Source organism: Staphylococcus shinii (assembly GCF_017583065.1).
Taxonomy (GTDB): domain Bacteria; phylum Bacillota; class Bacilli; order Staphylococcales; family Staphylococcaceae; genus Staphylococcus; species Staphylococcus shinii.
Genome location: NZ_JAGEVL010000006.1, coordinates 126,788 through 141,197, shown reverse-complemented (window position 1 = coordinate 141,197; position 14,410 = coordinate 126,788). Strand labels below are relative to the sequence as shown.

The following is a 14,410-nucleotide window of genomic DNA, read 5'->3' as shown; positions in this document are numbered from 1 at the left end:
AGGTTCTGCAGTTCGCTATTGCTTCGCAATTGCATAAGTCCCCCTAAATTCTGAAGAATTAAGGGGGACTAAATAAAAAAGCGCGCACCCCATCATATTTTGAGTTCACGCTTTAAATTTTATTAAGTTTTGATGGGGTACTCTGAGCTAGACAATATTTGTATGTGGCAAACATTATCGTTGCACTCATTTGCTTTATACATAGTAGTTACGTATATTTAAATTAAACTAATTCAATAATTACTGATTCAGCGCCATCGCCGCGACGAGGACCTGCTTTAAGAATACGAGTGTAACCGCCTTGACGTTCTGTATAACGTTCAGCAACTTCACCAAATAATTTTTGTAATGCAGTTTGTGTTGATTCATCATCATTTAAGATTTCAACATTGCGTAAAGTTTTAGCCGCTTGACGACGAGAAGCTAAATCTCCTTTTTTACCTAAAGTGATTAATTTTTCAACCACACTACGTAATTCTTTTGCACGTGCTTCTGTAGTTTCAATGCGTTCGCTAACGATAAGTGAAGTAGCTAAATCGCGTAACATCGCTTTACGTTGATCAGAAGTACGACCTAATTTTCTGTAACCCATGAGTTAACCTCCTTTATATTAATCTTCTTTTCTTAAACCTAAACCTAAATCTTCGAGTTTGTATTTAACTTCTTCTAAAGATTTACGACCTAAATTACGTACTTTCATCATATCTGCTTCAGATTTATCTGCTAATTCTTGAACAGAGTTAATGCCTGCACGTTTTAAACAGTTATAAGAACGCACTGATAAGTCTAATTCTTCAATAGACATTTCGAGTACTTTTTCTTTTTGATCTTCTTCTTTTTCAATCATGATTTCAGCATTTTGCGCTTCATCAGTTAATCCAACGAAGATATTCAGATGTTCAGTTAGGATTTTTGCAGCTAATGAAACAGATTCTTGTGGTGTGATTGAACCATTAGTCCAAACATCCAAAGTTAACTTATCAAAATCACTGCTTTGACCCACACGTGTATTTTCTACAGTATAGTTAACACGTTCTACTGGTGAATAAAGTGAGTCCACTGGAATTACACCAATTGGTAAATCACTAGTTTTATTTTGTTCTGCTAATGCGTAACCTCTACCCTTATTAGCAACTAGACGGATTTTTAAATGTCCACCTTTTGAGACTGTTGCAATTTTAATCTCAGGATTTAAAATTTCAACATCACTATCATGAGTAATGTCACTTGCAGTTACATCGCCTTCATCTTTAACATCAATTTCTAAAGTTTTGTCTTCTTCAGAATAGATTTTTAATGCAAGTTTTTTGATGTTCATAATAATTGTAGAAACATCTTCAACCACATTATCTATTGCTGAAAATTCGTGTAACACGCCTTCGATTTCAATGTACTTAACGGCTGCACCTGGTAATGAAGATAGTAGGATACGACGTAAGGAGTTTCCTAGTGTAGTACCGTAGCCACGTTCTAGTGGTTCAACAACGAACTTACCGAATTTAGCATCATCACTAATTTCAATTGTTTCAATTCTAGGTTTTTCGATTTCAATCATTTACAATATCCTCCTTGATTACGTCGACTTGATATATACTGTATTTCTCAGTGACCTGCGACAATAACAATAAAATTATACGCGACGACGTTTTGGTGGACGACAACCATTATGTGGTACTGGAGTAACGTCACGAATTGCAGTTACTTCTAATCCAGCTGATTGTAATGCACGGATAGCTGATTCACGACCAGGACCAGGGCCTTTTACAGTAACTTCAACAGATTTTAAACCGTGTTCCATCGCTGTTTTTGAAGCAGTTTCAGAAGCCATTTGAGCTGCAAATGGAGTTGATTTTTTTGATCCTTTAAAGCCTAGTGCACCTGCTGATGACCATGATAACGCGTTACCAAATTCATCAGTAATAGTTACGATTGTATTATTGAATGTTGAACGGATGTGAGCCACACCATTTTCAATATTCTTTTTCACTCTACGTTTACGAGATACTTGTTTACGTGCCATTTAAATTTTGCCTCCTTTACCTATTATTTTTTCTTGTTAGCTACAGTTTTAACTGGGCCTTTACGAGTACGAGCATTGTTTTTCGTTTTTTGTCCGCGAACTGGTAATCCACGACGGTGACGGATACCACGGTATGATGAGATTTCCATTAAACGTTTAATGTTTAAGTTTTGCTCACGACGTAAGTCACCTTCTACTTTATAGTTGTCAACTACTTCACGGATACGACCTAATTCATCATCAGTTAAATCTTTAACGCGTGTTTCAGGTGATACGTTAGCTTCTTCAGCAATTTTGTTTGCTGTAGTAGTACCGATACCATACACATAAGTTAAAGAAATAACAATACGTTTTTCACGTGGAATATCTACTCCTGCAATACGTGCCATAATTAATTACACCTCTCTTTATTAGCCTTGTTTTTGTTTATGTTTTGGGTTGCTACAAATTACCATTACTTTACCTTTACGTTTAATGACTTTACATTTTTCGCAAATTGGTTTTACTGATGGTCTTACTTTCATTTTAATACCTCCCTATATTATGGAGTGACGATTATTTATAACGATACGTAATTCTTCCGCGCGTTAAATCATACGGAGACATTTCAACTGTTACTTTGTCGCCAGGTAGAATGCGAATATAATTCATTCTGATTTTACCACTAACATGAGCTAAAATCTCATGACCATTTTCTAATTCTACTTTAAACATTGCATTTGGTAAAGTATCTAATACAGTACCTTCTAATTCAATTACATCTTGTTTAGCCATTAATTAACTTCCCCCTTTTTGAAATAGTTGGTTATCGTCAAAAATCAACTCTAACCATACGAGTCTATAAGTGTTGTTAATCAGTTTAACAAAATTAAATGAATTACGTTAACGCATAGTCACTCTTATTTAATTATACCTTTAGCATTACATAGACCGTACAAAGTTGACTTTATTTTAAATTTTCTAAGATATCAATTACGTCTTGTGTGACTACGTTAATATCTCTAGAACCATCAATGTTTTTTAAAACATTTTTATTATCATAGAATTCTAAGATAGGTTTAGATTGTTTAACATTGACATTTAAACGATTTGCAACTGTTTCTGGGTTGTCATCTTCACGTTGATACAATTTACCACCGTCAAGATCACAAATTCCATCAACTTTTGGAGGATTGAATACAAGATGATAAGTTGTTCCGCATTTTTCACAGATCCTACGACCAGTAAGGCGGTTCATTAATTCTTCTTCAGGTACCTCTATATTGATAACAGCATCAATTTTTCTATCTAATTCTTGCATAATATTACTTAATGCTTCAGCTTGTTCAATAGTACGAGGAAAGCCGTCAAGTAAGAATCCTTTTTTTGCATCGTCTTCAGATATTCTATCTTTGACGATACCCACAGTAACTTCATCAGGGACTAATTCTCCACGATCCATGTATGATTTAGCTTCTTTACCTAAATCAGTTTCATCTTTAATCGCTTTTCTGAACATGTCGCCAGTAGATATGTGTGGAATTGGGAATTTCTTAACAATTTCACTCGCTTGAGTTCCTTTACCTGCACCAGGTAAACCCATTAAAATGATATTCATAAGTGCCCTCCTACAATTTATCTACCACCAAAGCCTCTATAGTCTTTTTGGCTCACTTGAGCTTCTAGACTCTTCATTGTTTCAATCGCTACACCAATTACAATCAGTAAGCTAGTACCACCAACCTGAATAGATTGCGGTAAACTCATAACTTTGGTTGCAATAATTGGCAGAATCGCAATTACAGCTAAGAATATTGATCCTACAAATGTTAAACGATAGAGAACTCTAGTAATATATAGTTTTGTTTGTTCGCCAGGTCTAATACCTGGGACATAACTTCCTTGTTTCTTAAGATTATCAGCCATCTTTTCAGGATTAACTTGGACAAATGCATAGAAATATGCGAATGCAATAATAAGCACCACATATACAATCATACCGATGTTATTCGATGGATTTGCCACATCAGATATCCGTTGCGCCCAACTAGCGTCAGGGAAAAACAATGTTAATGTTCTTGGTAACAAGAAGAACGCCATTGCAAAGATAACTGGGATAACCCCTGCAGAGTTAACTTTCAAAGGTAAATATGTTGCTTGTGAACCTAATCGTTGTGTTGATTGTTTCTTCGCATATTGAATTGGAATTTTACGAATAGCTTGTAATACAAATATTGCGCCAACCGTTAATAATATCATGCCAATAATTAATCCAATTACTTTCAACCATGCCATAGAAGTATCATCTTGACCAACGAAGGCCTGTTGATAAAACTGTATTAATGATGAAGGTAACGAAGACAAAATACCTGCGAAGATAATAATGGATATACCATTACCAACACCGAACTGAGTGATTTGTTCACCTAACCAAATTAGGAATGCAGTACCAGCTGTTAATACAACAGCGATTAATAAATAACTAAGGACTGACTGATCCATGATCAACTGACCTTTAAGGTAATTATTAAATTGGAACGCCATACCAATTGATTGGATAAAAGCAAGTACAATCGCAAAATAACGAGTTACGTTATTAAGTTTTTTCCTACCTGCCTCACCTTGTTTTGCCCACTCTGAAAACTTCGGAATAATATCCATTTGTAATAACTGCATAACAATCGATGCAGTTATATAAGGCATTATACCCATGGCAAAGATAGAAAAGTTCTTCAAGGCTCCGCCACCAAATGTATTTAACAAGTCAGTGACACCTTGAGAACCTTGTTGACTGTCAAAAGCAGCTGGGTTCACACCAGGTGCTGGAATATAAGTACCTATTTTAAAAATAACTAACATTGCGAGAGTAAAAAAGATCTTGTTACGAACTTCTTTAGTTTTAAAGAAATTCACAAGCGTTTCAAACATTAGATCACCTCGTGTGCTCCGCCTTTTGCATCAATAGCTTCTGCTGCAGATGCAGAGAATTTGTTAGCTTTAACAGTTAATTTCTTGTCAAGTGAACCTTTACCTAGTACTTTAATACCAGCTTTTTCACTCTTAACTACACCAGATTCTACTAATAAAGCAGGAGTTACTTCAGTACCATCTTCAAATTTATTAAGTTGGTCTAAGTTAACAATAGCATATTCTTTACGGTTAATGTTAGTAAAACCTCGTTTTGGTAAGCGACGGAATAATGGTAATTGACCACCTTCGAAGCCTGGTCTTACACTACCACCTGAACGTGCTTTTTGACCTTTTTGTCCACGACCACTAGTTTTACCGTTACCAGTAGCTGCACCACGACCAACGCGGTTACGAACTTTACGAGAACCTTCTGCCGGTTTTAACTCATGTAATTTCATTTCGGCACCTCCTTAAAATTATTTTTCTTCTACTGTCACTAAGTGACTTACTTTGTTGATTTGCCCACGAATAGCAGGGTTATCTTCAACGACTACTGAAGAGTTTGTTTTTTTCAAACCTAAAGCTTCAACAGTTTTACGTTGTGTTTCTGGACGACCTATAACACTACGAGTGAGGGTAATTTGTAATTTAGCCATAACTTATATTCCCTCCTTAATTGTATAATTCTTCTACTGATTTGCCACGTAATTTCGCAACGTCTTCAGCATTTTTAAGGTTTTTTAATCCATTGATTGTTGCACGAACCATGTTAATTGGTGTATTTGATCCTAAAGATTTACTTAAGATATCAGTGATACCCGCTAATTCTAATACTGCACGAACAGGGCCACCTGCAATAACACCAGTACCAGGTGCAGCTGGTTTCATAAATACACTGCCTGAACTGAAACGTCCAGTAACTGTGTGAGGTGTAGTACCTTCAACACGTGGAACAACAACTAAATCTTTTTTAGCTGCTTCTACTGCTTTTTTGATTGCTTCTGGTACCTCTTGTGCTTTACCAGTACCGAAACCAACGCGACCGTTTTTATCTCCTACTACTACTAAAGCAGTGAAACGGAAACGACGACCACCTTTTACAACTTTCGCAACACGGTTAATTGTAACAACGCGTTCTTCAAATTCTTTCGCTTCTTCTCTACGAGCCATGTAAATGTCCCTCCTTTAAATTAAAATTCTAAACCATTTTCACGAGCTGCATCTGCTAAGGCTTTAACACGGCCATGGTATAAATATCCTCCACGGTCAAATACAATTGTTTTTACGCCTTTTTCGCTAGCTCTTTTAGCTACAGTTTCGCCAACTTTAGCTGATAAGTCAACTTTTGAACCAGATTCATTAGCTAAATCTTTTTCTTGTGTTGATGCTTGAGCGATTGTTTTACCATTAACATCATCTATAACTTGTGCATAGATATGCTTGTTTGAACGATAGATATTCAAACGAGGTTTCTCAGCTGTACCAGCTAATTTACTACGTACACGTGAATGTCTTTTTAAACGCACTTTATTTTTATCAATTTTGCTGATCATCTTAATTCTCCTTTCTATAGAAAGTTATTTATTATTTACCAGTTTTACCTTCTTTACGGCGAACGTATTCACCTTGGTAACGAATTCCTTTACCTTTATAAGGTTCTGGAGGTCTTACTGAACGAATGTTTGAAGCGATAGCTCCAACTTGTTCTTTAGAAATACCAGCAACTGTAACTGTTGTATTCTTTTCTACACCGAAAGTAATACCGTCATCAGCTTTAATTTCTACTGGGTGAGAGTAACCAACGTTTAAGATTAAGTCATTACCTTGCATTTGAGCACGGTAACCAACACCAACTAGTTCAAGTGTTTTTTGGTATCCTTCTTTAACACCTTGTATCATATTATTAATTAAAGCACGAGTTGTACCATGTACTGTTCTATCTTCTTTAGAATCAGTTGGTCTTACAACTTCTAAAGTGCTTTCGTCTTGTTTATATGTCATTCTTTCATTCATTGTTCTTGATAATTCACCTTTAGGACCTTTAACAGTAACTGTGTTACCTTCAACACTTACTGTTACGTCGCTAGGGATGTCAATAATTTTTTTACCAACACGACTCATGTTATCGCACCTCCTTATTATTTATTATTACCAAATGTAACCTAAGATTTCTCCACCGATATTACGTTTTCTAGCTTCTTTATCAGTGATAACACCTTCTGAAGTAGAAACTAATGCAATACCTAAACCATTAAGCACTTTAGGTACTTCGTTAGCTTTAGCATATACACGTAAACCTGGTTTTGAGATACGTTTTAATCCAGTGATAACACGCTCATTATTTTGACCATATTTTAGGAATAAACGAATTACCCCTTGTTTATCGTCTTCAACGTATTCTACGTTTTTAATGAAACCTTCACTTTTTAATATTTCAGCAATTTCTTTTTTAATGTTAGAAGCAGGTAATTCTAATTTATCGTGACGCACCATGTTTGCGTTTCTTACACGAGTTAGCATATCTGCAATTGGATCGTTGATTGTCATTGATTGTTGCCTCCTTTCAGACTATTTTCTATTACCAGCTAGCTTTACGAACGCCAGGGATTTGGCCTTTATAAGCTAATTCACGGAAACAAATACGGCATAATTTGAATTTACGATATACAGAATGTGGACGACCACAGCGTTCACAACGAGTATATTCACGTACTTGGAACTTTTGTTTTTTTTGTTGCTTAGCAACCATTGAAGTTTTAGCCACTTAATTAGCCTCCTTTAGAGATTATTTTTGAAATGGCATACCGAATTGTGTTAACAATTCACGAGCTTCCTCGTCAGTGTTAGCAGTAGTTACGATAACGATATCCATTCCTCGTATTTTACTTACGCGATCATAGTCGATTTCAGGGAAAATTAATTGTTCTTTAACACCTAGAGTGTAGTTACCTCTACCGTCGAATGCAGTTTTTGATACACCACGGAAGTCACGTACACGTGGAAGTGATACAGCGATTAATTTATCTAAAAAGTCATACATTCTTTCTCCACGAAGTGTTACTTTAGCTCCGATAGGCATACCTTCACGTAAACGGAAAGTTGCTACTGATTTTTTAGCTTTTGTAATTAATGGTTTTTGACCAGTGATTGACTGTAATTCTTCTACAGCGTCATCTAATACTTTTGTATTTTGAACAGCGTCACCGACACCCATATTTACTACGATTTTTTCTATTTTTGGAACTTCCATTACTGAACTATAGTCAAATTGTTTCACTAAGTTTTGAGTAACTTCAGAGTTATATTTTTCTTTTAAACGGTTCACAGTGGATCCTCCTTTCAATTAGTTATTAATTATTAGATTTAATTTCTTCGCCAGATTTTTTAGCTACACGAACTTTTTTACCATCTTCGAATTTATAACCTACGCGAGTTGGTTCATTCGTTTTAGGGTCTAATAATTGTACGTTAGAAACATGGATTGCTGCCTCTGTTTCTAAGATTCCACCTTCAGGATTAAATTGAGTTGGTTTTTGGTGCTTTTTGATAATATTGACACCTTCCACAACGACACGGTCTTTTTTAGGTTCAGTTGAAACAACTTTGCCTTCTTTACCTTTGTCTTTACCTGCGATAACTTTAACGTTGTCACCTTTTTTGATATGCATGTGTGGCACCTCCTTAAATTTATATATTTATAAATGTTTTTATTAAAGTACTTCTGGAGCTAATGATACAATTTTCATGAAGCTTCCTTCACGTAATTCACGAGCAACAGGTCCAAAAATACGAGTACCACGTGGGCCTTTGTCATCACGAATGATAACACATGCATTTTCATCGAACTTGATATATGAACCATCGTTACGGCGTACGCCTGATTTAGTACGTACAACAACAGCTTTTACTACTTCACCTTTTTTGACAACGCCACCTGGTGTAGCATTTTTAACACTTACTACGATAACGTCACCAATATTAGCTGTTTTACGACCAGATCCACCTAATACTTTAATTGTAAGAACTTCACGTGCACCAGAGTTATCTGCTACTTTTAATCGTGTTTCTTGTTGGATCATGAGTTAAACCTCCTTTATCTTCACTATTTAATTAAATAATTACTGATTCTTCAACAATTTCTACCAAACGGAAACGTTTAGTTGCTGATAAAGGACGAGTCTCTTGTATCTTAACTGTGTCCCCTAATTTAGCTGAGTTGTTTTCATCATGAGTTTTGTATTTTTTAGAGTATTTTACTCGTTTACCATATAACTTGTGTGTTTTGTATGTTTCAACAAGTACAGTTATCGTTTTATCCATTTTATCGGAAACGACTCTACCTACATAAACTTTACGATCATTTCTTTCGCTCACTTTAGTAACCTCCTCTTTCAATTGAATTATTGATTCGCTTTACCTTGTTCAATTTCTCTTTCACGAGCAACAGTTTTTAGACGTGCAATCGTTTTTCTTACTGTGCGAATACGTGCAGTTTCCTCTAATTGACCTGTAGCTAACTGAAAGCGTAGGTTAAAAAGCTCTTCTTTTGAAGATTTGATTTGCTCTTCGATTTCTGAAGTGGTTAAGTCTCTAATTTCCTTAGCTTTCATTTGTTTCACCACCCAATTCTTCACGTTTTACAAACTTAGTTTTAACTGGAAGTTTGTGACTTGCTAAACGTAATGCTTCACGCGCAACTTCTTCGTTAACGCCTGCGATTTCAAATAAAATTCTACCTGGTTTTGCTACTGCAATCCAACCTTCTACTGCACCTTTACCAGCACCCATACGTACTTCTAAAGGTTTTTTAGTGTAAGGTGTATGTGGGAAGATTTTAATCCAAACTTTCCCGCCACGTTTCATATAACGTGTCATTGCAATACGAGCTGATTCGATTTGACGAGATGTGATCCAAGAAGTTGTAGTTGCTTGTAAACCATACTCACCAAATGTTACATAATTACCGCCTTTTGAACGACCAGTTGTTTTAGGACGATGTTGACGACGATATTTTACACGTTTTGGTAGTAACATTATTATTTTCCTCCTTCACTAGTGTTCTTAGTAGGAAGAACTTCTCCACGATAGATCCATACTTTGACACCTAACTTACCGTAAGTTGTGTCTGCTTCTGCATGTGCATAACCAATGTCAGCACGTAGAGTATGAAGTGGAACAGTTCCTTCTGAATATTGTTCAGCACGAGCGATGTCAGCTCCAGCTAGACGACCTGAAACTTGTGTCTTAATACCTTTAGCACCAAGTTTCATTGCTCTTGTGATTGCTTGTTTTTGTACACGACGGAATGAAGCACGGTTTTCTAATTGACGTGCAATGTTTTCTGCAACAAGTTTAGCATCTAAATCAACTTTTTTGATTTCGATAACATTGATGTGTACTTTTTTGTTTGTTAATGAATTTAATTTATTACGTAATTTTTCAATTTCTGAACCGCCTTTACCGATTACCATACCAGGTTTACCAGTATGAATAGCGATGTTGATACGATTCGCAGCACGTTCGATTTCAACGTGAGAAACTGATGCTTCTGTTAATGCGTTATCAATATACTTACGGATTTTTAAATCTTCGTGTAATAATGAAGCGAAGTCTTTTTCTGCATACCATTTAGCTTCCCAATCACGGATTACACCAACACGAAGTCCGATTGGATTAATTTTTTGACCCAAAGTGTTCCCTCCTTAAAAAATGTATTAAGCTTCTTTAGCTTCTTCTTTACCGTCACTTACGACGATTGTAATGTGGCTTGTACGTTTGTTGATCGCACTTGCACGTCCTTGTGCACGTGGACGGAAACGTTTTAATGTTGGTCCTTCATTAGCATAAGCTTCTTTAACTACTAGTTCATCAGTGTTCATGTCGTAGTTATGTTCAGCATTTGCTAAAGCGGACATTAATAATTTTTCAACTACTGGTGATGAAGCTTTGTTCTTTAATTTTAAAATCGCAATAGCTTCTCCAGCATTTTTGCCTCTTATTAGATCTAATACTAATCTAACTTTACGAGGTGCGATTCTTATTGTTTTAGCAACCGCTTTTGCTTCCATTGGAATTTCCTCCTCTACCTGTTAGAAATTATCTTCTAGTTTTTTTGTCGTCTGCAACGTGTCCTTTGAATGTACGAGTTGGTGCAAATTCTCCTAATTTATGACCAACCATATCTTCAGTTACGAATACAGGTACGTGTTTACGTCCGTCATATACAGCGAATGTATGTCCGATAAATTCAGGGAATATAGTTGAACGACGTGACCAAGTTTTGATTACTTGTTTTTTCTCGCTTCCGCTTTGAGCTTCAACTTTTTTCTTTAGATGATCGTCAGCGAAAGGTCCTTTTTTAATACTACGAGCCATAGTGGCGCCTCCCTTCTTATTGTGTGCGTGCGGCTTTCAAGCCACACACGCAAATAAGTTATTTTTATTTTTTCTTCTTACGTCCACGAACGATAAGTTTATCAGATGATTTTTTACCGCGACGAGTTTTCTTACCAAGCGTAGGTTTGCCCCATGGTGACATTGGAGAAGGCATACCGATAGGTGCGCGTCCTTCACCACCACCGTGTGGGTGATCGTTAGGGTTCATTACAGAACCACGAACTGTTGGGCGAACGCCTTTCCATCTAGAACGTCCTGCTTTACCAACATTTACAAGTTCATGTTGGATATTACCAACTTGACCAATAGTAGCACGGCAAGTTGAAAGAATCATACGTACTTCACCAGATCTTAATCTGATTAAAACATATTTACCTTCTTTACCAAGCACTTGTGCACTAGTACCAGCTGAACGAGCAATTTGTCCACCTTTACCAGGTTTTAACTCGATGTTATGGATTACAGTACCTACTGGAATGAATTGTAATGGTAATGCGTTACCTAATTTAATATCTGCTTCTTCACCGCTTTCAAGTACTTGACCTACTTTAAGGTTTTTTGGAGCGATGATATAGCGTTTTTCACCATCAGCATAAACTAATAATGCAATATTAGCTGAACGGTTTGGATCATATTGGATTGAATCAACTTTAGCGTTGATACCATCTTTATTACGTTTGAAATCAATAACACGGTATTGACGTTTGTGTCCTCCACCATGATGGCGAACTGTCAATTTACCTTGGTTATTTCGTCCCGCTTTTTTCGGTAGCGGTTGTAATAATGACTTTTCAGGTGTAGTTTTCGTAATTTCAGCGAAATCTAAACTAGTCATATTACGACGACCATTAGTAATTGGCTTATATTTTTTTAGAGCCATTGTCGTTTACCTCCTTATTGGTAATCTTTTTTAGTTGAATAGATCGATTGATCCTTCTTTTAATTTAACGATTGCTACGCGTCTCTTATTTGTATAGCCTTGGTAACGGCCCATACGTTTTTTCTTTGGCTTATAGTTAATGATGTTTACATTATCAACTTTAACATCAAAGATTTCTTCAACAGCGATTTTAACTTGTGTTTTATTAGCACGAGTATCAACGTCGAATGTGTATTTATCTTCAGCCATTGCAGCAGAAGACTTTTCAGTGATTACGGGGCGCTTAAGAACGTCTCTTGCTTCCATTATCCGAGCACCTCCTCAACTTTTTTAGCAGCTGCTTCTGTAATTACTACACTGTCAGCGCTTGTGATATCTAGAACGTTTAAACCTTGAGCTGTAGTAACTTGTACACCAGGAATGTTACGTGCTGATAAAGCAACGTTTACATCTTCTGATTCTGTAACTACTAATACTTTTTTAGGTTGTTCTAAATTAGAAAGTACAGTTTTGAACTCTTTTGTTTTTGGAGCATCTAAGTTTAATGCGTCTACTACAGTTAAACCTTTTTCTTGTACTTTGAAAGATAATGCTGAGCGTAATGCTAAACGACGCATTTTCTTAGGCATTTTATATGAATAGCTTCTTGGTGTTGGTCCGAATACGACACCACCACCGCGCCATTGTGGAGCACGGATTGTACCTTGACGCGCACGCCCTGTACCTTTTTGTCTCCATGGTTTACGTCCACCACCACGTACTGCTGAACGGTTCTTAACAGCATGTGTACCTTGGCGTAATGAAGCACGTTGTAAGTTAATCGCTTCAAAAAGAACGTTGTTGTTTGGTTCGATTGCAAATACTGCATCGCTTAGTTCAACTGAACCTGATTTAGATCCATCTACTTTTAATACATCATAATTAGCCATTATGCAATTCCTCCTTTCGTATTATATTATTTATTACCTTTGATTGATGTTGTAATTTCTACAAAACCTTTTTTAGGACCAGGTACATTACCTTTTACTAAAATAACATTGTTTTCAGCGTCAATTTGAACTACTTCTAAGTTTTGAACTGTTACAGTGTTACCACCCATACGTCCAGGCATTTTTTGTCCTTTAAAGACTCTTGAAGCATCTGATGCCATACCTACAGAACCTGGGGCTCTGTGGAAATGAGAACCATGTGACATTGGACCACGTGCTTGATTATGACGTTTAATGGCACCTTGGAAACCTTTACCTTTAGATACGCCTGTTACATCAATTACGTCTCCAGCTTCAAATGTATCAACTGAGACTTCTTGACCTACTTCGTATTCATCAACGTTAACGTTTCTGAATTCACGAATGAAGCGCTTAGGTGCTGTGCCTGCTTTTTTAGCATGGCCTTCAGCTGGTTTATTTGCATATTTATTACTTTTACTATCTTTTTTGTAAGCTTGTTTGTCTTCGTAGCCTACTTGGATAGCGTTGTATCCATCAATCTCTTCAGATTTCTTTTGTAGTACAACGTTTTGACTTGCTTCTACTACTGTTACAGGGATTAGATCACCGTTTTCTCCGAAAACTTGTGTCATCCCGATTTTTCTTCCTAAGATTCCTTTGGTCATCGAAAGTCCACCTCCTAATTTTTTCTATTATAATTTGATTTCGATGTCTACGCCAGATGGTAAGTTTAAGCCCATAAGAGCATCAACTGTTTTTGGTGTAGGGTTAACAATATCGATTAAACGTTTATGAGTACGTTGTTCGAACTGCTCACGTGAATCTTTGTACTTATGCACGGCACGAATCACAGTATAAACTGATCTTTCAGTTGGTAACGGAATTGGTCCAGACACATCTGCACCAGAACGTTTTGCTGTTTCAACAATTTTTTCTGCTGATTGATCGATTACTCGATGATCATAAGCTTTTAATCTGATTCTGATTTTTTGTTTTGCCATAATTTTCCCTCCTTATTCGTCTACATTTAAGTGATAGACTTCTCCACGAAAACTATCTCACACAGCGCCATGGCAAAGCGGCCGGGTGTGTCAGTAACCTTTCGCTTCATCGCGTGTTCTTAAAGTCCAACATTAGATATGATACATGATAAACAGTGATTTATCAAGCTTTTCTATAAAAGTTTTTAAAACTTTTGTCTAACACATACTTTGTTATTGTACTTGATTACGCATTTCACTTCAACCTATTTTCTAATATTTCTACTGTATTATT

29 protein-coding genes are annotated in these 14,410 nt (G+C 36.4%); all 29 read right to left on the bottom strand.

The genetic code is table 11. The features are described from left to right. Positions 1-223 precede the first annotated feature (223 nt). Positions 224-592, bottom strand: coding sequence for a 50S ribosomal protein L17 (gene rplQ, locus J5E45_RS09480; RefSeq protein WP_017722940.1), 369 nt, complete (start codon positions 590-592; stop codon positions 224-226). A gap of 18 nt (positions 593-610) precedes the next feature. Continuing rightward, positions 611-1,555, bottom strand: coding sequence for a DNA-directed RNA polymerase subunit alpha (locus J5E45_RS09475; protein WP_017722939.1), 945 nt, complete (start codon positions 1,553-1,555; stop codon positions 611-613). Between the two features lie 75 nt (positions 1,556-1,630). Next, complete coding sequence (gene rpsK, locus J5E45_RS09470; RefSeq protein WP_002482636.1) at positions 1,631-2,020, bottom strand: 30S ribosomal protein S11; 390 nt, start codon at positions 2,018-2,020, stop codon at positions 1,631-1,633. A gap of 23 nt (positions 2,021-2,043) precedes the next feature. Further along, positions 2,044-2,409, bottom strand: coding sequence for a 30S ribosomal protein S13 (rpsM, locus tag J5E45_RS09465; protein ID WP_002482635.1), 366 nt, complete (start codon positions 2,407-2,409; stop codon positions 2,044-2,046). Between the two features lie 21 nt (positions 2,410-2,430). Then, positions 2,431-2,544 (bottom strand): 50S ribosomal protein L36, encoded by a 114-nt coding sequence (rpmJ, locus tag J5E45_RS09460; protein ID WP_002471372.1) that lies wholly within the window; start codon positions 2,542-2,544, stop codon positions 2,431-2,433. A 31-nt stretch (positions 2,545-2,575) separates the two neighbouring features. Next, positions 2,576-2,794, bottom strand: a complete 219-nt coding sequence (gene infA / locus J5E45_RS09455; protein WP_001118443.1) for a translation initiation factor IF-1 — start codon at positions 2,792-2,794, stop codon at positions 2,576-2,578. A 172-nt stretch (positions 2,795-2,966) separates the two neighbouring features. Then, a complete protein-coding gene (locus J5E45_RS09450) occupies positions 2,967-3,617 on the bottom strand; it encodes an adenylate kinase (protein WP_039069493.1) in 651 nt (216 codons plus the stop codon). Positions 3,618-3,634: 17 nt separating this feature from the next. Continuing rightward, positions 3,635-4,927, bottom strand: a complete 1,293-nt coding sequence (gene secY / locus J5E45_RS09445; RefSeq protein ID WP_039069495.1) for a preprotein translocase subunit SecY — start codon at positions 4,925-4,927, stop codon at positions 3,635-3,637. Continuing rightward, positions 4,927-5,367, bottom strand: coding sequence for a 50S ribosomal protein L15 (rplO, locus tag J5E45_RS09440; RefSeq protein WP_039069496.1), 441 nt, complete (start codon positions 5,365-5,367; stop codon positions 4,927-4,929). Before rplO ends, secY begins: the two co-directional genes overlap by 1 nt. 18 nt (positions 5,368-5,385) lie before the next feature. Next, complete coding sequence (gene rpmD / locus J5E45_RS09435) at positions 5,386-5,565, bottom strand: 50S ribosomal protein L30 (protein WP_002482630.1); 180 nt, start codon at positions 5,563-5,565, stop codon at positions 5,386-5,388. Between the two features lie 16 nt (positions 5,566-5,581). Next, complete coding sequence (rpsE, locus tag J5E45_RS09430) at positions 5,582-6,079, bottom strand: 30S ribosomal protein S5 (RefSeq protein ID WP_017722935.1); 498 nt, start codon at positions 6,077-6,079, stop codon at positions 5,582-5,584. A 20-nt stretch (positions 6,080-6,099) separates the two neighbouring features. Further along, entirely contained in the window at positions 6,100-6,462 is a 363-nt protein-coding gene (rplR, locus tag J5E45_RS09425) for a 50S ribosomal protein L18 (RefSeq protein ID WP_017722934.1), read from the bottom strand. Positions 6,463-6,493: 31 nt separating this feature from the next. Further along, a complete protein-coding gene (gene rplF, locus J5E45_RS09420) occupies positions 6,494-7,030 on the bottom strand; it encodes a 50S ribosomal protein L6 (RefSeq protein WP_017722933.1) in 537 nt (178 codons plus the stop codon). A gap of 27 nt (positions 7,031-7,057) precedes the next feature. Beyond that, entirely contained in the window at positions 7,058-7,456 is a 399-nt protein-coding gene (rpsH, locus tag J5E45_RS09415) for a 30S ribosomal protein S8 (protein ID WP_017722932.1), read from the bottom strand. Positions 7,457-7,487: 31 nt separating this feature from the next. Then, a complete protein-coding gene (locus J5E45_RS09410; protein ID WP_002482625.1) occupies positions 7,488-7,673 on the bottom strand; it encodes a type Z 30S ribosomal protein S14 in 186 nt (61 codons plus the stop codon). 21 nt (positions 7,674-7,694) lie between these two features. Beyond that, positions 7,695-8,234, bottom strand: a complete 540-nt coding sequence (gene rplE / locus J5E45_RS09405; protein WP_017722931.1) for a 50S ribosomal protein L5 — start codon at positions 8,232-8,234, stop codon at positions 7,695-7,697. Between the two features lie 25 nt (positions 8,235-8,259). Beyond that, positions 8,260-8,577, bottom strand: coding sequence for a 50S ribosomal protein L24 (gene rplX, locus J5E45_RS09400; protein WP_017722930.1), 318 nt, complete (start codon positions 8,575-8,577; stop codon positions 8,260-8,262). Between the two features lie 42 nt (positions 8,578-8,619). Then, positions 8,620-8,988 (bottom strand): 50S ribosomal protein L14, encoded by a 369-nt coding sequence (rplN, locus tag J5E45_RS09395; RefSeq protein ID WP_039069497.1) that lies wholly within the window; start codon positions 8,986-8,988, stop codon positions 8,620-8,622. Positions 8,989-9,019: 31 nt separating this feature from the next. Beyond that, a complete protein-coding gene (gene rpsQ, locus J5E45_RS09390; protein WP_002482621.1) occupies positions 9,020-9,283 on the bottom strand; it encodes a 30S ribosomal protein S17 in 264 nt (87 codons plus the stop codon). A 26-nt stretch (positions 9,284-9,309) separates the two neighbouring features. Next, positions 9,310-9,519, bottom strand: coding sequence for a 50S ribosomal protein L29 (rpmC, locus tag J5E45_RS09385; protein WP_002482620.1), 210 nt, complete (start codon positions 9,517-9,519; stop codon positions 9,310-9,312). Then, the gene (gene rplP, locus J5E45_RS09380; protein WP_017722929.1) at positions 9,509-9,943 is read right to left on the bottom strand and encodes a 50S ribosomal protein L16; all 435 of its coding nucleotides are present in this window, start codon (positions 9,941-9,943) and stop codon (positions 9,509-9,511) included. Before rplP ends, rpmC begins: the two co-directional genes overlap by 11 nt. Before the next feature lie 2 nt (positions 9,944-9,945). Continuing rightward, the gene (rpsC, locus tag J5E45_RS09375; RefSeq protein ID WP_017722928.1) at positions 9,946-10,599 is read right to left on the bottom strand and encodes a 30S ribosomal protein S3; all 654 of its coding nucleotides are present in this window, start codon (positions 10,597-10,599) and stop codon (positions 9,946-9,948) included. 24 nt (positions 10,600-10,623) lie between these two features. Further along, positions 10,624-10,977 carry a 50S ribosomal protein L22 gene (gene rplV, locus J5E45_RS09370; RefSeq protein WP_017722927.1) on the bottom strand — a complete coding sequence of 118 codons (354 nt, stop codon included), beginning with the start codon at positions 10,975-10,977 and terminating at the stop codon, positions 10,624-10,626. A 28-nt stretch (positions 10,978-11,005) separates the two neighbouring features. Continuing rightward, positions 11,006-11,284, bottom strand: coding sequence for a 30S ribosomal protein S19 (rpsS, locus tag J5E45_RS09365; RefSeq protein WP_017722926.1), 279 nt, complete (start codon positions 11,282-11,284; stop codon positions 11,006-11,008). A 64-nt stretch (positions 11,285-11,348) separates the two neighbouring features. After that, complete coding sequence (gene rplB, locus J5E45_RS09360) at positions 11,349-12,185, bottom strand: 50S ribosomal protein L2 (RefSeq protein WP_039069498.1); 837 nt, start codon at positions 12,183-12,185, stop codon at positions 11,349-11,351. A 30-nt stretch (positions 12,186-12,215) separates the two neighbouring features. Further along, complete coding sequence (gene rplW / locus J5E45_RS09355) at positions 12,216-12,491, bottom strand: 50S ribosomal protein L23 (RefSeq protein ID WP_002482614.1); 276 nt, start codon at positions 12,489-12,491, stop codon at positions 12,216-12,218. Then, complete coding sequence (gene rplD / locus J5E45_RS09350) at positions 12,491-13,114, bottom strand: 50S ribosomal protein L4 (RefSeq protein ID WP_029378518.1); 624 nt, start codon at positions 13,112-13,114, stop codon at positions 12,491-12,493. Before rplD ends, rplW begins: the two co-directional genes overlap by 1 nt. A 26-nt stretch (positions 13,115-13,140) precedes the next feature. After that, positions 13,141-13,800: a 50S ribosomal protein L3 gene (rplC, locus tag J5E45_RS09345; protein ID WP_017722923.1), complete on the bottom strand. Its 660-nt coding sequence runs from the start codon at positions 13,798-13,800 to the stop codon at positions 13,141-13,143. Between the two features lie 27 nt (positions 13,801-13,827). Next, on the bottom strand, positions 13,828-14,136 hold the full coding sequence (gene rpsJ, locus J5E45_RS09340) for a 30S ribosomal protein S10 (protein WP_002482611.1): 309 nt from the start codon (positions 14,134-14,136) through the stop codon (positions 13,828-13,830). Between the last annotated feature and the right edge of the window lie 274 nt (positions 14,137-14,410).

What these genes read in the sequence shown, in the direction of transcription:
- rplQ (WP_017722940.1), bottom strand. Translation starts at nt 592, where the DNA reads ATGGGTTACAGAAAATTAGGTCGTACTTCTGATCAACGTAAAGCGATG.
- rpsH (WP_017722932.1), bottom strand. Translation starts at nt 7,456, where the DNA reads ATGACAATCAACGATCCAATTGCAGATATGCTAACTCGTGTAAGAAAC.
- secY (WP_039069495.1), bottom strand. Translation starts at nt 4,927, where the DNA reads ATGTTTGAAACGCTTGTGAATTTCTTTAAAACTAAAGAAGTTCGTAAC.
- rplO (WP_039069496.1), bottom strand. Translation starts at nt 5,367, where the DNA reads ATGAAATTACATGAGTTAAAACCGGCAGAAGGTTCTCGTAAAGTTCGT.
- rplD (WP_029378518.1), bottom strand. Translation starts at nt 13,114, where the DNA reads ATGGCTAATTATGATGTATTAAAAGTAGATGGATCTAAATCAGGTTCA.
- rpmJ (WP_002471372.1), bottom strand. Translation starts at nt 2,544, where the DNA reads ATGAAAGTAAGACCATCAGTAAAACCAATTTGCGAAAAATGTAAAGTC.
- J5E45_RS09450 (WP_039069493.1), bottom strand. Translation starts at nt 3,617, where the DNA reads ATGAATATCATTTTAATGGGTTTACCTGGTGCAGGTAAAGGAACTCAA.
- rpsE (WP_017722935.1), bottom strand. Translation starts at nt 6,079, where the DNA reads ATGGCTCGTAGAGAAGAAGCGAAAGAATTTGAAGAACGCGTTGTTACA.
- rplP (WP_017722929.1), bottom strand. Translation starts at nt 9,943, where the DNA reads ATGTTACTACCAAAACGTGTAAAATATCGTCGTCAACATCGTCCTAAA.
- rpsM (WP_002482635.1), bottom strand. Translation starts at nt 2,409, where the DNA reads ATGGCACGTATTGCAGGAGTAGATATTCCACGTGAAAAACGTATTGTT.
- rplB (WP_039069498.1), bottom strand. Translation starts at nt 12,185, where the DNA reads ATGGCTCTAAAAAAATATAAGCCAATTACTAATGGTCGTCGTAATATG.
- infA (WP_001118443.1), bottom strand. Translation starts at nt 2,794, where the DNA reads ATGGCTAAACAAGATGTAATTGAATTAGAAGGTACTGTATTAGATACT.
- rpmD (WP_002482630.1), bottom strand. Translation starts at nt 5,565, where the DNA reads ATGGCTAAATTACAAATTACCCTCACTCGTAGTGTTATAGGTCGTCCA.
- rplW (WP_002482614.1), bottom strand. Translation starts at nt 12,491, where the DNA reads ATGGAAGCAAGAGACGTTCTTAAGCGCCCCGTAATCACTGAAAAGTCT.
- rpsS (WP_017722926.1), bottom strand. Translation starts at nt 11,284, where the DNA reads ATGGCTCGTAGTATTAAAAAAGGACCTTTCGCTGACGATCATCTAAAG.
- rpmC (WP_002482620.1), bottom strand. Translation starts at nt 9,519, where the DNA reads ATGAAAGCTAAGGAAATTAGAGACTTAACCACTTCAGAAATCGAAGAG.
- J5E45_RS09475 (WP_017722939.1), bottom strand. Translation starts at nt 1,555, where the DNA reads ATGATTGAAATCGAAAAACCTAGAATTGAAACAATTGAAATTAGTGAT.
- rplC (WP_017722923.1), bottom strand. Translation starts at nt 13,800, where the DNA reads ATGACCAAAGGAATCTTAGGAAGAAAAATCGGGATGACACAAGTTTTC.
- rplX (WP_017722930.1), bottom strand. Translation starts at nt 8,577, where the DNA reads ATGCATATCAAAAAAGGTGACAACGTTAAAGTTATCGCAGGTAAAGAC.
- rpsK (WP_002482636.1), bottom strand. Translation starts at nt 2,020, where the DNA reads ATGGCACGTAAACAAGTATCTCGTAAACGTAGAGTGAAAAAGAATATT.
- rplR (WP_017722934.1), bottom strand. Translation starts at nt 6,462, where the DNA reads ATGATCAGCAAAATTGATAAAAATAAAGTGCGTTTAAAAAGACATTCA.
- rplN (WP_039069497.1), bottom strand. Translation starts at nt 8,988, where the DNA reads ATGATCCAACAAGAAACACGATTAAAAGTAGCAGATAACTCTGGTGCA.
- rpsJ (WP_002482611.1), bottom strand. Translation starts at nt 14,136, where the DNA reads ATGGCAAAACAAAAAATCAGAATCAGATTAAAAGCTTATGATCATCGA.
- rplV (WP_017722927.1), bottom strand. Translation starts at nt 10,977, where the DNA reads ATGGAAGCAAAAGCGGTTGCTAAAACAATAAGAATCGCACCTCGTAAA.
- rplF (WP_017722933.1), bottom strand. Translation starts at nt 7,030, where the DNA reads ATGAGTCGTGTTGGTAAAAAAATTATTGACATCCCTAGCGACGTAACA.